Here is a 13,557-nt window from a genome sequence, read left to right as displayed (position 1 = left end):
TACGGCGCCTGCGTGGGGGATTCATGCAGCAGTTGTTACAGCTTATTGAGCAGCACAAGGCCGGAAAACCGGTTGGGGTATTTTCCGTTTGTTCCGCTCACCCCTGGGTGCTGAAAGCGGCCCTGCGGCAGGCCAAAGCGCGCGGCACACCGGTGCTGGTTGAGGCCACCTCGAATCAGGTCAATCAGTTTGGCGGTTACACCGGCCAGACGGCGCAGCAGTTCCGCGATGCGCTGTGGCAACTGGCGGATGAAGTGGGGCTGGCGCGCGATCGTCTGTGGTTGGGAGGTGACCATCTCGGTCCCAATGCCTGGCAGGATCGACCGGCGGAAGAGGCGATGCAGCTGGCAGAAACGCTGATCGACGATTATGTCCGCGCCGGCTTTCGCAAAATTCACCTCGATTGCTCGATGTCCTGCGTCGGCGATCCCTTCCCACTGAATGATGAAACCGTGGCCGTTCGCGCTGCGCGGCTGTGTGCCGTGGCGGAGCGCGCCTGGCAGGCAAGCGGCGGTGAGCCACCGGTGTATGTCATAGGTACCGAAGTGCCGGTACCGGGTGGCGCGCAGGAGGCGCTGGAAGGCATGCAGGTCACCACACCGCAGGCAGTACAGCAAACCCTTGAGGTGCATCGCCTGGCCTGGCAGCGGGCGGAGCTGGTTGATGCCTGGACGCGGACCATTGCGCTGGTGGTACAGCCGGGCGTGGAGTTTGATCATCACAGCGTGGAACACTATCAGCCACAGCGGGCCCATGAACTGAGTCGTTTTATCGAACGGCAACCGGGAATGGTCTACGAAGCGCACTCAACGGATTACCAACCCCCACAGGCCTACCGGCAACTGGTGGGCGACCATTTCGCCATCCTGAAAGTCGGCCCGGCGCTGACCTTTGCCCTGCGTGAAGCCCTGTTTGCCCTGGATCATATCGAAAGAGAATGGCTGGGTGAGCATCAGTCGGCACAGCTGTGCGCCACGCTGGAACAGGTGATGCGCGAGCAACCGCAGCAGTGGAGCCGCTATTACCACGGTAACCCGCATCAACAGTATCTTGATCGCCACTACAGCCTGAGTGACCGGGTGCGTTACTACTGGCCGCAGCCACAGGTCCAGCAGGCGGTAGAGAGCCTGATCGACAACCTGCGTCGCAATCCGGTGCCGCTGGCGTTGCTAAGCCAGTATCTGCCCGATCAGGCGCGTGCGATGAATGCCGGCGAACTGAGCGACGATCCACAGGATTGGGTGATGCACAAAGTGACGCAGGTGCTCGATGACTATCACGCCGCCTGCTATCCGGAGGTGCATTGAAATGCCGAATATCTTGATGACCCGTATCGATAACCGACTGGTGCACGGCCAGGTCGGCGTCACCTGGACCAATACTCTGGGTGCCAATCTGGTGGTGGTGGCTAACGATGATGCGGCGGCCGATCCGGTACAGCAGAACCTGATGGATATGGTGGTGGCGGAGGGGGTGCAGACGCGTTACTTCACGCTGCAGAAAACCATCGATGTGATCCACAAAGCGGCAGATCGACAGAAGATCTTTTTGGTGTGCAAAACGCCGCAGGATGTTTTGCGGCTGGTGCAGGGCGGGGTGCCGATCCGTTTCGTCAACGTCGGCAACATGCATTTTGCCGAGGGGAAGCGGCAAGTGCATAAAACGGTCTCGCTGGATGACGGTGACGTGGCTGCCTTTCGCGAGCTGGCGGCGCTGGGCGTCGAATGTGAGGTGCGCCGGGTGCCGGATGAAGCGGGTGAGGCGATCGGCAAACTGCTGTTTTGAGTTCGGGGGAAACCATGTTGACTGATGCGTTATTGATTGCACTGCTGGCCGGATTGGCGGGGGTCGACTTGTTCGACGGCCTGACCCACTTCCACCGTCCGGTGGTACTGGGGCCGCTGGTCGGCCTGATCCTGGGGGATGTCTACACCGGCCTGTTGGTGGGCGGCACGCTGGAACTGGTGTGGATGGGCATGGTGCCGCTGGCGGGGGCTCAGCCGCCTAACGTGGTGATTGGCGGGGTGATTGGTACGGCGTTTGCCATTCTGACCAAGGCCGATCCCAAGGTGGCGATTGGCGTGGCGGTACCGTTTTCGATTGCGGTACAGGGCTGTATCACGCTGTTGTTCACCCTGTTTTCACCGATGATGCATCGCTGCGATCGCATGGTGAAAGAGCTGAACTGGCGCGGTATCGAACGGGTGAACTATCTCGGTATCACCATCCTGTTCGCGTTCTATTTTGTGGTGGCGTTTCTGCCGATTTATTTCGGTGCCGACGCGGCCAGCGCCATGGTGCAAAAGGCCCCGGTCTGGCTGTTGGACGGCCTGGCCGTGGCGGGTGGCATGATGCCGGCGATTGGTTTCTCGCTGCTGATGAAAGTGATGATGAAAAAAACCTACGTGGCCTACTTCATCCTCGGCTTTATTTCCGTCACCTTCCTGAAATTGCCGATCCTGGCCGTGGCGCTGGGCGCGCTGGCGATCGCCCTGATCGATTTCTTTAACAGTCAGCGGGCCGGTGCGGACCCGCTCAAACAACCTGTACCCCAGGAGGATGCTGAAGATGGCATTTAATGATTCTGACGATCTGCTGGCGCAAAAATCGGAAAAACGTATGGCGCAGGCGCTGGCCACCAGCCAGGTGGAACAGGACGACTACCTCGACAGCCAGCCCGCAGAGGCCTTGACCCGTGGTGATATCAACCGTATGGCCTGGCGCTCGTTGTTGCTGCAGGCATCGTTCAACTATGAACGCATGCAGGCCGGCGGCTGGCTGTATCAGTTGATCCCCGCTTTGCGCAAGATCCACCGCAATCCGCAGGATCTTTCCAACTCGATGAAAATGCACATGGAGTTTATCAATGTGCATCCGTTTGACGTCACCTTCCTTTCCGGGTTGGTGCTGGCGATGGAGCAAAACAAAGAGAAGATCTCCACCATCCGTGCGGTCAAAGTGGCACTGATGGGCCCGCTGGGGGGCATCGGCGATGCGCTGTTTTGGCTGACGCTGTTGCCGATCTGCGCCGGGATTGGTGCTTCGCTGGCGCTGGAGGGAAGCCTGTTCGGGCCGATTGTCTTCCTGCTGCTGTTTAACGTGTTCCATTTCGGCCTGCGTTTCGGGTTGGCTCACTATGGTTATCAGGCCGGTACCAGCGCGCTGGCGCTGCTGAAAACCCATACCCGGCGAATATCCCACGCCGCCTCGATTGTCGGTATGACGGTGATCGGCGCGCTGGTGGCCTCCTATGTACATCTTTCTACCCCGCTGGTGATGCATGCCGGCAAGGCCAGTGTGGCGCTACAGACCGACGTGCTGGACAAGCTGATGCCCAACCTGTTGCCGCTGTGCTTTACGCTGCTGATTTTCTTCCTGATGAAGCGTGGCTTCTCACCGGTAAAACTGATTGGCGTGACGGTGGTGATTGGGGTGGTGGGCAAGTTTATCGGTTTACTGTGAGGAAAGGCTTATGCCAGGCATTGTGATTACCGGCCACGGCGGCTTCGCCAGTGGGCTGTTGCAGGCGGTTGAACAGGTAGTGGGGCCGCAGCCGTACTGCGTTGCGGTCAATTTTCCCGAGCAGATGAGTACCGCAGATTTAAAGGCCGCGCTGATCTCGGCGTTGGCCGAGGTAGCACAGCCGGACGGCGTGGTGTTTCTTACCGATATGCTCGGCGGTTCACCGTTTCGCTGTGCCAGCGAGTTGGCGGATGCGCAAGGGCATTGCGAGGTACTGACGGGCGTTAATATGCAGTTGGTGGCGGAGATGATGCTGGAACGGGATGGGCTGAGCCTGGATGAATTCCGCGAACTGGCGCTGGCGTGTGGCAAGCGTGGGTTGACCAGCCTGTGGCACGAGAGACGCCGGGTAAAATGTGAGGACGTGCAGACGGACGGTATTTGAGGGAAAGCGGGCGCTGCCAGGGGAGCAGCGCCCGGTTGATCAACTGGCGAGCGGCAGTGGGCTAAGTGCCATACGCGCCGGTTGATTCTCTTCTGTACGGCTAAAGCGCCAGCAGCTCTGGTGATATTTCGCCACGCTGTTGCGGTGCGCCACGCTGACCAGCGTCACCTGCGGCAGTTCATCCACCAACAGGCAGTACATCAGTTGCTCGGTTTCATCGTCCAGCGCGCTGGTGGCCTCGTCGAGGAACAAAATATCCGGACGGGTCAGAATAGCGCGGGCAAATGCCAGCCGCTGTTGTTCACCCGGCGACAGACGGTGGCTCCAGTTGGCGCTGGTATCCAGCCAACGTTGCAGAGGCTTCAGACGGCAATTTTCCAGCACTTTCAGCAGTTGTTCATCGCTGTATTCCGCCGCGAGATGCGGATAACTGAGCGCCTCCCGCAAGGTGCCAATCGGAATATAGCTGCGCTGCGGCAGGAATAAGCTGCTGCTGGCGGCATCCCGGCCGATAGCGCCGGAACCGTAGGGCCAGATACCGGCGATAGCACGCAGCAGCGTTGATTTGCCACAGCCGGACGGGCCAACAATCAGCACGCGATCGCCGCGTTTCAGCGTTATCGAGGTCGGTTCCAGCAAGCTCTGGCCGTCCGGCAATTGCAGGCTGAGGCGGTCGAGGATCACCGGCTGGCCGTTCTCCGACAACAGTTGAATGCCTCGTTGCTGATGATGCACCTGATCCACGGCGGCGTTGAAACCGGCCAGACGGTTAACGCAGGCTTTCCAGGTCGCCAAATCGCTAAAGGCATCGATAAACCACGACAACGCCCCCTGCACCTGACCAAAGGCGGAGGCGATCTGCATCATGCCCCCCATCTGGATAGCGCCGGAGAAGTAGCGCGGTGCCGCCACCAGCAGCGGGAAGACAATGGCGAACTGGCTGTAAAAGTTGGAGGCAATGTTAAGTCGACGGGTGATACGCATGATCGACCCCCAGTTGGTCCGAATGCTGTCAAAACGATCGCCCAACTGTTGCGCCTCGCGGGGTTCACCGTGGTACAGCGCGATAGCATCGTTATTTTCACGGATGCGGATCAGGCCAAAACGGAAGTTCGCCTCGTAGCGTTCCTGATTAAAGCCGAGCTGCACCAGTGGCTTACCGACCCACCAAATCAACAGCGACCCCAGCACCGCATACAGCAGGGCGAACCACACCATGTAGCCGGGCAGGGTGACGGCATGCTGATGGATAACAAAGGTCATTGGCCCGCTGACGTGCCAGAGAATGGTGATAAACGAAAACAGCGTCACCAGGCTGGAGAGCAGCCCGAGTGACAGCGACAGCGTGTACTGGGTCAGCACGTTGAGATCTTCGGCAATACGCTGGTCCGGGTTATCGACGATCTGTTGCTGTTCGGTGTGGTAATAGGCCTGATGAGCCAGCCATTTCCCCATAAACTTTTCGGTCATCCAGCGCCGCCAGCGCATTTGCAGGCCCTGTGTCAGGTAAATCTTATACACCGCCAGCACGATAAAGATCAGCGCCAGGTAGGTAAAGCGCCACAGCTGCGCCTTGAACACCGGGTAGTTCTTGTTTTGCAGCGCGTCGTAGAACACCTGGTTCCACTGGTTGATCAGCACGCTGATGTAGACCAGCCCGAGCGACAGGGCGATGATGGCGATCAACATCGACCAGGCCCGCAGTTTTTCTTCTGAAACCCAGAAGGGCTTAATCAACTGCCAGACGGCGTGTTTGGGGGTGGGGCTTGTGTTCATGGGCTCTCGTTAATTCTGCATTTTTTTCAGCATGGGCCGGGGACAGGTAACAAACAAACCCTGACTGTAAGCAGTTTTAACGCGGCTAACCGTTTGAAATATTGTGGTTGGATCGTCAGAGGTGAAGCCGGGAGGGATGGCGGTTATACTGGCGCCGAAATTGGGTTTGTTTACTGCGGAAAGGATGAGTGATGAAGGCGTGGGTTCCCCTGCTGTTGGCCTATGGCGCGCTCGCCAGCGGCCAGGCGATGGCACAGATTGATGAGCCGGATATTGATGCCGATTGTCACAAGGTGGCGAGCTATGCCGAACTCGGGAAAAGTGCCTACCAGCGCGGTGATTACCCGCGAGCCGCCGATATTTTCCGCGATCAGGCCGCCTGGAGTGAGTTCTGCGGCCTGGAGCGTCAGGCGACCGCCACGGCCTATAACAATGTGGCGCTGGCGCTGATGCGTGCCGGTGAACTGCTTAAAGCGCGTGCCTATCTGGAACTGGCCCCGCAAGACAGTAAATCCCAGCATAACCTGAAGCTGTTGCAGCAGCGTTTGGCGAAACAGCCGCCGTTGAACGGACCGGCTGGCATCTACTGGCAGTACGCCGGGCGTGGTGTCTGGAGCGAAGTGGAGGTCAAGCCACAAAACGGCCGCTGGCTGATCCAATACTCTGGCTATTACATGCCGCAGATGGGGCTGTATTACGGGCCGAATATGGGCGAATTCGCCGAGGTATTACCGATTGAACACGGCAAGGCGCTGTACCGTCAACGGGAGCCTGAGGACGCGATGGCCTGTGATGTGACGATGCAATTCACCGCGGATGCGTTGGAAATGCATACCCAGGGTGACTGCGGTTTTGGTTTTAACGTACGGGCGGAAGGGCGTTTCGTACGGGTCGAATAATCAGCCCCGGACATTCAATTTCGTGAATACCGGGGACTGTCGCAGGCATTACGCCCAGGTGGCGGCACCGCTCAACAACTCTTTCCAGGCTGCAACATTACCCAGATAGTTGCCCGCCGGGATCTGGCGTAGCTGACCTTCGCTGTCTTCCAGTGCGAAGGTCGGGAAGCCCTGGCCCTGAACTTTGGCCAGCAGCGCCCGGCTTTGGGCGATGTGTTGTGCGGTCGGCGCACCGGCGTTAAAGCGCATCTCGGCGATGAACGGGGCCGAAGCCAGGCCCAGCTCTTTCGCCAGGGCTTCCAGCACCGGCGTATCGGCGATGCGTCGACCTTCCTGATAATGCGCTTCCTGAATGCGGTGCAGCATATCCAGCCCACGTCCCGCCAGCGCCTGAGCGGCCAGAATCGCGGTAATCGGCGGCTCAGAATCCATGATCGCCGTGGTATCACGCAGCAGCCCATTGAAATAGGCTTCACCAAAGGTCTGTCCGGTTAACTCCGCAATACGCTTGTCGTGCGGAATCACATAATTACGCCATTCGTCCGTGATTTGGCGGCGGTTGTTGCCGGTCATCATGCCACCGGCGTGCAGGGCGATGTTCAGCCCTGGAATGGTTTTGGCCGCCTTCACCAGGGGGGCTGCGCCATAACACCAGCCACACAGCGGATCGAAAATGTAATGCAGAGTCGTGCCGGTCATAATAATTCCTCGTTATACCCGCCCCCTTTCAAGGGCGGGGTAGCAGTAACGCCTTAGCCTGTGTGTTTAGATGGGCTTATTGCGGCCACTTCATTTCGCCTTTCAGCACCTTGGCGCTCAGTTCCAGGCTGGACTCATCTTTCAGGTTCGGGTAATGCTTTTTCATTGCCGCCACCAGTTCCGCAGAGTCTTTGGCCTTCGGCAGTTCAGCCTCCAGCGTGGTCAGGTAGTTCTGGGTAAAGGTAACGGATTTCAGCGTTTGGTCGGCACCCGGCAGGAAATGGCCTGGGACAACGACTTTCGGTTTCAATGCCTTGATGCTTTCCAGCGTTTGCTGCCAGTGTGCGCGTGATTCAACGGTCTGGTTATCGGCGACCCACGGATGGATATTGTCGCCCGCGACCGGAACACCGCCCACTACCGCTTTCAGCGCCGGGATCCACACGTAGGTGCGTTCCGGGGTTGGACCGGTCAGGCCTTTCACTTCGACTTTCTGGCCGTCAACGGTAAAGCTGTCACCCTGCAACGCCTGTGGGACCACCACCGCTTTCGGTGCATTGTCTTTCAGAATTGGGCCCCAGTAGGCCACTTTGCCGTCTTTGGTGGCGTTGATTTCTTCGATGGTGCCTGGGGAAGCGATGATTTTTGCCTGTGGGAAGGCGGCTTTAATCACGTCCAGACCGAAGTAGAAATCCGGATCTGAATGGCTGATATAAACGGTGGTCAGCTTCTTGCCGGTCGCCTTGATCTTTTTCACCAGCTCTTCCGCGTCATTACGCTGGAACTGGGCGTCGATCAGTGCCACTTCGTGCTTGCCGCTGATGATTTCAGAGGACACCGGGAAAACGCTTTTCTCACCTGGGTTGTACACTTCCATGGTCAGAGTGTTAGCCGCAGTGGCGTAGGCGCTAAAGGTAGTGATGCCGGCGAAGGCCAGGGTCAGTAATGATTTGTTAAACATGGGCAGAGGTCCTTGGGTAGCGATTAAATGTTGTATAGATGTTAGGTTGCATAAAGCGATAGAAAAACCGGATAATGAGCAATTATTCATTGCGTAAATCGGACGAATCATGGATCGCATTACCGCAGCTGAGGTTTTTATCACCATCGTTGACCGTGGCAGCATGATTGCGGCAGCGGAAACGCTGGAAATGTCACGAGCCATGGTGACGCGCTATCTGGCTCAGATGGAGCAATGGGCAGGTGCACGTTTACTGCATCGCACTACCCGTAAGCTTAGTCTGACTGACGCCGGTGAGCGCACGCTGGAGCGTTGTCGGCAGATGCTGGCGCTGGCGGGCGAGATTGATTTGGTTGAAGGGGAACAGAGCGATGAGCTGCGCGGCCTGTTGCGTATCACCTGCTCACAGTCCCTGGGCCAGACGGCGTTGGTGGGGGCGGTAGCCCAATACCTGAAGCGCCACCCGCAGGTCGCGGTGGATCTGCAAATGAATAATCGCACGGTGAATCTGGTCGAAGAGCGTATCGATTTGGCACTGCGAATTACCAACGAGCTGGATCCCAATTTGATCGCCCGGCCTTTATCCTCTTGCGCCTCGGTGGTCTGTGCCTCTCCGGCTTATCTGGCGGCGCACGGCACGCCGCGTCATCCGCAGGATCTGGCGTTACACAACTGCCTGACCTATTCCTACTTCGGTAAAAGCCTGTGGCATTTTGATCACCAGGGGGTGAAGTCGGCGGTCGCGGTCAGCGGCAACCTGAGTGCCAATGAGTCGGTGGTGTTGATGGCGGGTACGGTGCAGGGGGCGGGTATTTCGATGCAGCCTTACTATTCGGCGGCACCGCTGCTGGCCAGTGGTGATCTGATTGAACTGATGCCGGAGTATCGGCCTCAGTCGATGGGCATTTACGGCATTTATACTTCACGCCGACAGATGCCGGCGACCCTGAGAACCATGCTGGATTTTTTGGTGGAGTGGTTTGCCACCGACGCTGACTGGCGGGCGACGCTGCGCTGATATAGTTAACACGACAGTAACATTTTCACACATTTTTGATCGGTAGCGCATTCAAGCGGTTAGTCGGCTCATGGGGGCTTTTTGTGCGCTACTCTGGCTTTCTCACTGGTTAACTCGTGGGACGAGGTGTAATTTCTGTAACGTGAAAAGAGTGAATAAGACTTAATAATTATAGGGTTAAATACATTTCCCCAGCTCTTGGAACACCCTCTCTGACCTTTTTCACGGGCAGCCTGTCAGGTTGCCCGATAATTTCGTGTGTTTTTACCGGCCTCGGGCGCCTGACGCCGGGGCTTTGTTAATTGGGAGCGTTACGCATGCCTGTTTCTCTGCTCGCACTGGCATTAAGTGCATTTGCTATCGGCACCACCGAGTTTGTGATTATGGGGTTGCTGCCTGAGGTCGCCAGAGACCTGCAGGTTTCTATTCCTTCTGCCGGCTGGTTGATCAGTGGCTATGCGCTTGGCGTGGCTATTGGCGCACCGATCATGGCGCTGTTGACGGCGAAGCTACCGCGTAAAAAGACTCTGTTGCTGCTGATGGTGATTTTCATTTTCGGCAATATTATGTGCGCCCTGGGTTACAGCTACGACTTCCTGATGCTGGCGCGCATTATCACCGCTCTGTGTCACGGTGCGTTCTTTGGTATTGGTGCGGTGGTGGCGGCCAACCTGGTTCCGCCAAACCGCCGGGCCTCTGCCGTGGCGCTGATGTTTACCGGCCTGACGCTGGCTAACGTGCTCGGGGTGCCGCTCGGTACCGCGCTGGGGCAGGCACTGGGCTGGCGCTCGACGTTCTGGGCGGTGGCGGTGATCGGTGTGTTCTCCCTGTTGGCGTTGTATAGCAAGCTGCCCACGGTGAAGGACGAGGCACCAACCGACCTGAAAAAAGAACTGGCGGCGCTGCGTGGCGCTGGCATCTGGCTTTCGCTGCTGATGACCGTGGCCTTTGCCGCATCGATGTTCGCGCTGTTTACCTACATTGCGCCATTGTTGACCGAAGTGACCGGCGTTTCATCGCATGGGGTGAGCTGGACGCTGTTGCTGATGGGGGTAGGGCTGACGCTGGGAAATATCCTGGGCGGCCGTCTGGCAGACTGGCGTTTGCCGCTGACGCTGACCTGTACCTTCCTGGTGATCGCCTGTTTCGCCGCGCTGTTCAGTTGGACCAGCCATTCGATGGTCCCGGCAGAGATCACCCTGTTCCTGTGGGCCGCCGCCGCGTTTGCCGCCGTACCGGCACTGCAGATCAACGTGGTCACCTACGGTAAAAAAGCCCCCAACCTGGTCTCTACGCTGAACATTGCCGCGTTCAACGTCGGTAATGCCATCGGTGCCTGGGTCGGCGGCGTGGTGATTGCGCAGGGGCTGGGCTTGACCAGCGTACCGCTGGCCGCTGCGGGGATTGCGCTGCTGGGGTTGCTGCTCTGCATGGTGACCTTCAGCCGCGCCAAGCGCCCGGCTAGCGTGTAATTACCGCAGCCAGGCGGGCGGGGAGTGTCTCCGCCTGCTGTTGCAAATGCTGAGTAAAGGCCGTGACCAGCGCCGACGATGGGCGGTGCAGCGGCCGGATCAGACTGACGGTAAAGGGCACTTCAACGCTGAATGGCCGCACGTGTACGCCATCACTGGCGTAATCGAGCGCCGTCAGCGGGTTAACGATCGACACACCCACCCCTGCTTTAACCATGGCGCAGACCGACGCGGCGCTGTGGGTTTCCATCACCAGACGGCGGTTAACGCCTTCCTCACTGAACAGCGAATCCAGCAGTTGACGATAGCTGTCGGTATTCGACAGGCTGATAAAGTTTTGCCCGGCAAAGTCCTGCGGCGTCAGTACCGTTTTTGCCAGCATGGGGTGCCCGGCCGGCAGCACGCAGACCTCGTTCAAGGTCATCAGCGTCATGCGCTCGGTTCCCGCCGGGGTCAGGGTATTTTCCGTCAGCCCCAAATCGTGACGCTGCGCCGACAGCCACTCCTCCAGCAGCGGTGATTCCTGCGGTATTACGCTGAAACTTACTTCGGGATAGCGATCGATAAAGGGTTTGCACACGGCGGGCAGCAGTGACTGCGAGAACACCGGCAGGCAGGCAATCGACAGCTGCGCCTGCTGGAACTGGCGGATACCGGCGGCAGCATTGACGATGCGATCCAGACCGTAATAGGAGCGTTGCACCTCCTCTAACAGCCGCAGGCCTTGCACCGTCGGAGATAACCGGCCGCGCACCCGTTCGAACAATTGCAGTTGGATCAGTTTTTCGAAGCGCGCCAGTTCACGGCTGACGGTGGGTTGCGAGGTTTGCAGCAGCGCAGCGGCCTCGGTCAGATTGCCGGTGGTCATCACCGCATAGAAGATTTCAATCTGGCGCAGGGTTATCGCGTGCATCGGCAGTGTCCATAATGAGCAAAGCCATATCATAGATGAATAGACTCTGGCTAAATAGATATTTTCCACCCGAGAAAGAGTGCGGCAATATTGGGGTATTAGAGTCACTAAATTTTATTCAGGGATACCACCATGCCACGTGCTTTACACGATACGACGACTGCCCTTAATGCCGCTAACCTGTTGGCCTTGCCTCAGCGTTTTGGTTGCCCGGTATGGGCCTATGACGCCGCTATCATTAGCGAGCGTATCAGCCAACTGCGTCATTTTGATGTGATCCGTTTTGCCCAAAAGGCCTGTTCGAATATTCATATTCTGCGCCTGATGCGTGAGCAGGGCGTCAAGGTGGATTCGGTGTCGCTGGGGGAGATTGAACGTGCACTGCAGGCCGGTTTTCAGCCGGGTGGTGAGCCAAGCGAAATCGTATTTACCGCCGACGTATTGGATCATGCAACGCTGGCGCGCGTCAGTGAATTGAAAATCCCGGTCAACGTCGGTTCGATCGACATGCTGGAGCAACTGGGCCAGGTTTCTGCCGGGCACCCGGTGTGGCTACGCATTAACCCGGGCTTCGGCCACGGTCACAGCCAGAAAACCAATACCGGCGGTGAGAACAGCAAGCACGGCATTTGGTATGCCGATTTGCCGCAGGCAGTGGAAAAAATTCAGCAGTACGGCCTGAAATTGATCGGCGTGCATATGCATATCGGTTCGGGTGTGGATTACCAGCATCTGGAGCGCGTGTGTGACGCCATGGTGCAACAGGTGATCGACCTGGGCCATGACATCAGCGCTATTTCCGCCGGTGGCGGCCTGTCGATCCCGTATCAATACGGCGAAGAGGCGATTGATACCGAACACTATTTTGGCCTGTGGAACAGCGCGCGCGAGCGTATTGCCGCCCATCTGGGTCATCCGGTGAGTCTGGAAATTGAACCTGGGCGCTTCCTGATGGCGGAAGCCGGGGTGCTGGTGGCTGAGGTACGCGCGGTAAAAGACATGGGCAGCCGCCACTTCGTGCTGGTGGACGCCGGTTTTAACGATTTGATGCGTCCGGCGATGTACGGCAGTTACCACCATATTTCCCTGCTGCCGGCCGATGGCCGCGATACTGCCAACCAGCCGCTGCGCGATACCGTGATTGCCGGGCCGCTGTGTGAGTCCGGTGACGTCTTTACCCAGCAGGCCGGTGGCGGTATTGAAACCCGCGAACTGCCGCCGGTGCAGGTCGGCGATTATCTGGTGTTCCATGACACCGGCGCTTATGGCGCATCGATGTCTTCGAACTACAACAGCCGTCCGCTGCTGCCGGAAGTGCTGTTTGAGAACGGCGAACCTCGTTTGATCCGTCGCCGCCAGACCATTGAAGAGCTGATTGCGTTGGAACTGATCTGAGTGCTTCGGGCGCAGTTCAAAACTGCGCCCGTCTCACAACGTCATCCGTCGATGCTGACCGTTGGGCAGTTGGACCTCCAGCGAGAGTGTGCCGCCCATGGCTTCGATGTAGCGCTTCAGTGAAGAGAGTTTAATTTCGCTACCACGTTTTTCCAGATTGGCGACCGAAGGCTGGCTGATGCCCAGTCGTTTCGCCAGTTCCACCTGGGACACCGCCAGTTCTTCCCGCAGCATTGCCAGCCGCAATTCAAAAATTTCTTTGTCCGCTTTTTGCCTCGCTGCTTCAACCACTGCGGGATCAAGCTTTTCGATCAGGTTTGCTAAAGGCTTAGCCATATGCGTTACCTCTGGGTTGCCAAATAAAAATCAGTTGTCGAATCGTTCGACGACCACACTCCAAATATAGCTTTTATGCTATATAGCGTAAAGGCTATTGTTGTGACAATATGCGGCTAAGTGGCAGGCAAGGGAAATCGCAGTGGGGGAAATGCGGCGCGGCGCGCAATCAGCGCCAGCG

Annotated in this window: 14 protein-coding genes; 9 read left to right on the top strand and 5 right to left on the bottom strand. The window is 57.9% G+C overall.

Annotation, left to right across the window (positions count from 1 at the left end; genetic code table 11):
* Nucleotides 1–23: 23 nt before the first annotated feature.
* Genes BEI65_RS13620 through agaF form a run of 5 tightly spaced genes read left to right on the top strand, consistent with a single transcriptional unit; the run spans nucleotide 24 to nucleotide 3,907 of the window.
* Nucleotides 24–1,307 carry a D-tagatose-bisphosphate aldolase, class II, non-catalytic subunit gene (locus BEI65_RS13620; RefSeq protein WP_099063801.1) on the top strand — a complete coding sequence of 428 codons (1,284 nt, stop codon included), beginning with the start codon at nucleotides 24–26 and terminating at the stop codon, nucleotides 1,305–1,307.
* 1 nt (nucleotide 1,308) lies between these two features.
* Nucleotides 1,309–1,785: a PTS N-acetylgalactosamine transporter subunit IIB gene (gene agaV, locus BEI65_RS13615; RefSeq protein WP_099063800.1), complete on the top strand. Its 477-nt coding sequence runs from the start codon at nucleotides 1,309–1,311 to the stop codon at nucleotides 1,783–1,785.
* A 14-nt stretch (nucleotides 1,786–1,799) separates the two neighbouring features.
* Nucleotides 1,800–2,579: a PTS N-acetylgalactosamine transporter subunit IIC gene (agaW, locus tag BEI65_RS13610; RefSeq protein ID WP_085118640.1), complete on the top strand. Its 780-nt coding sequence runs from the start codon at nucleotides 1,800–1,802 to the stop codon at nucleotides 2,577–2,579.
* Nucleotides 2,569–3,462 (top strand): PTS system mannose/fructose/sorbose family transporter subunit IID, encoded by an 894-nt coding sequence (locus BEI65_RS13605; protein WP_099063799.1) that lies wholly within the window; start codon nucleotides 2,569–2,571, stop codon nucleotides 3,460–3,462. The genes agaW and BEI65_RS13605 overlap by 11 nt, the downstream gene beginning before the upstream one ends.
* A 10-nt stretch (nucleotides 3,463–3,472) precedes the next feature.
* The gene (gene agaF, locus BEI65_RS13600) at nucleotides 3,473–3,907 is read left to right on the top strand and encodes a PTS galactosamine/N-acetylgalactosamine transporter subunit IIA (RefSeq protein WP_099063798.1); all 435 of its coding nucleotides are present in this window, start codon (nucleotides 3,473–3,475) and stop codon (nucleotides 3,905–3,907) included.
* A gap of 39 nt (nucleotides 3,908–3,946) precedes the next feature.
* Here agaF and BEI65_RS13595 read toward each other — a convergent pair whose 3' ends face one another.
* Nucleotides 3,947–5,683: an ABC transporter ATP-binding protein/permease gene (locus BEI65_RS13595; protein WP_099063797.1), complete on the bottom strand. Its 1,737-nt coding sequence runs from the start codon at nucleotides 5,681–5,683 to the stop codon at nucleotides 3,947–3,949.
* Nucleotides 5,684–5,874: 191 nt separating this feature from the next.
* Between BEI65_RS13595 and BEI65_RS13590 the strand changes: the two genes are divergently transcribed.
* On the top strand, nucleotides 5,875–6,582 hold the full coding sequence (locus BEI65_RS13590; RefSeq protein WP_099063796.1) for a tetratricopeptide repeat protein: 708 nt from the start codon (nucleotides 5,875–5,877) through the stop codon (nucleotides 6,580–6,582).
* A gap of 48 nt (nucleotides 6,583–6,630) precedes the next feature.
* Here BEI65_RS13590 and BEI65_RS13585 read toward each other — a convergent pair whose 3' ends face one another.
* Nucleotides 6,631–7,281 (bottom strand): DsbA family protein, encoded by a 651-nt coding sequence (locus BEI65_RS13585; RefSeq protein WP_099063795.1) that lies wholly within the window; start codon nucleotides 7,279–7,281, stop codon nucleotides 6,631–6,633.
* Between the two features lie 76 nt (nucleotides 7,282–7,357).
* The gene (locus BEI65_RS13580) at nucleotides 7,358–8,242 is read right to left on the bottom strand and encodes an MBL fold metallo-hydrolase (RefSeq protein WP_099063794.1); all 885 of its coding nucleotides are present in this window, start codon (nucleotides 8,240–8,242) and stop codon (nucleotides 7,358–7,360) included.
* A gap of 109 nt (nucleotides 8,243–8,351) precedes the next feature.
* Here BEI65_RS13580 and BEI65_RS13575 point away from each other — a divergent pair, with 109 nt between their 5' ends.
* Entirely contained in the window at nucleotides 8,352–9,260 is a 909-nt protein-coding gene (locus tag BEI65_RS13575; RefSeq protein ID WP_085118630.1) for a LysR family transcriptional regulator, read from the top strand.
* A 317-nt stretch (nucleotides 9,261–9,577) separates the two neighbouring features.
* On the top strand, nucleotides 9,578–10,732 hold the full coding sequence (locus BEI65_RS13570; RefSeq protein WP_099063793.1) for an MFS transporter: 1,155 nt from the start codon (nucleotides 9,578–9,580) through the stop codon (nucleotides 10,730–10,732).
* On the opposite strand, the gene BEI65_RS13565 is transcribed toward BEI65_RS13570, so the two are convergent.
* Nucleotides 10,722–11,645 (bottom strand): LysR family transcriptional regulator, encoded by a 924-nt coding sequence (locus BEI65_RS13565; protein WP_099063792.1) that lies wholly within the window; start codon nucleotides 11,643–11,645, stop codon nucleotides 10,722–10,724. The genes BEI65_RS13570 and BEI65_RS13565 overlap by 11 nt on opposite strands.
* 132 nt (nucleotides 11,646–11,777) lie before the next feature.
* On the opposite strand from BEI65_RS13565, the gene lysA reads away from it, so the two are divergent.
* A complete protein-coding gene (lysA, locus tag BEI65_RS13560; RefSeq protein ID WP_099063791.1) occupies nucleotides 11,778–13,040 on the top strand; it encodes a diaminopimelate decarboxylase in 1,263 nt (420 codons plus the stop codon).
* Between the two features lie 33 nt (nucleotides 13,041–13,073).
* Here lysA and BEI65_RS13555 read toward each other — a convergent pair whose 3' ends face one another.
* The gene (locus BEI65_RS13555) at nucleotides 13,074–13,376 is read right to left on the bottom strand and encodes a helix-turn-helix domain-containing protein (RefSeq protein ID WP_085118626.1); all 303 of its coding nucleotides are present in this window, start codon (nucleotides 13,374–13,376) and stop codon (nucleotides 13,074–13,076) included.
* Nucleotides 13,377–13,557 lie beyond the last annotated feature (181 nt).

Origin of the sequence: Serratia sp. BW106, from assembly GCF_002607755.1 — a bacterium.
GTDB classification, from domain to species: domain Bacteria; phylum Pseudomonadota; class Gammaproteobacteria; order Enterobacterales; family Enterobacteriaceae; genus Serratia; species Serratia proteamaculans.
This window is presented reverse-complemented; position numbering and strand designations above follow the sequence as displayed.

Excerpts from the sequence above, each read along its gene's own strand:
- BEI65_RS13595 (WP_099063797.1), bottom strand. The coding sequence starts at position 5,683 with ATGAACACAAGCCCCACCCCCAAACACGCCGTCTGGCAGTTGATTAAG.
- BEI65_RS13605 (WP_099063799.1), top strand. The coding sequence starts at position 2,569 with ATGGCATTTAATGATTCTGACGATCTGCTGGCGCAAAAATCGGAAAAA.
- BEI65_RS13590 (WP_099063796.1), top strand. The coding sequence starts at position 5,875 with ATGAAGGCGTGGGTTCCCCTGCTGTTGGCCTATGGCGCGCTCGCCAGC.
- BEI65_RS13555 (WP_085118626.1), bottom strand. The coding sequence starts at position 13,376 with ATGGCTAAGCCTTTAGCAAACCTGATCGAAAAGCTTGATCCCGCAGTG.
- agaV (WP_099063800.1), top strand. The coding sequence starts at position 1,309 with ATGCCGAATATCTTGATGACCCGTATCGATAACCGACTGGTGCACGGC.
- BEI65_RS13570 (WP_099063793.1), top strand. The coding sequence starts at position 9,578 with ATGCCTGTTTCTCTGCTCGCACTGGCATTAAGTGCATTTGCTATCGGC.
- agaW (WP_085118640.1), top strand. The coding sequence starts at position 1,800 with ATGTTGACTGATGCGTTATTGATTGCACTGCTGGCCGGATTGGCGGGG.
- BEI65_RS13620 (WP_099063801.1), top strand. The coding sequence starts at position 24 with ATGCAGCAGTTGTTACAGCTTATTGAGCAGCACAAGGCCGGAAAACCG.
- agaF (WP_099063798.1), top strand. The coding sequence starts at position 3,473 with ATGCCAGGCATTGTGATTACCGGCCACGGCGGCTTCGCCAGTGGGCTG.
- BEI65_RS13580 (WP_099063794.1), bottom strand. The coding sequence starts at position 8,242 with ATGTTTAACAAATCATTACTGACCCTGGCCTTCGCCGGCATCACTACC.
- lysA (WP_099063791.1), top strand. The coding sequence starts at position 11,778 with ATGCCACGTGCTTTACACGATACGACGACTGCCCTTAATGCCGCTAAC.
- BEI65_RS13585 (WP_099063795.1), bottom strand. The coding sequence starts at position 7,281 with ATGACCGGCACGACTCTGCATTACATTTTCGATCCGCTGTGTGGCTGG.
- BEI65_RS13565 (WP_099063792.1), bottom strand. The coding sequence starts at position 11,645 with ATGCACGCGATAACCCTGCGCCAGATTGAAATCTTCTATGCGGTGATG.
- BEI65_RS13575 (WP_085118630.1), top strand. The coding sequence starts at position 8,352 with ATGGATCGCATTACCGCAGCTGAGGTTTTTATCACCATCGTTGACCGT.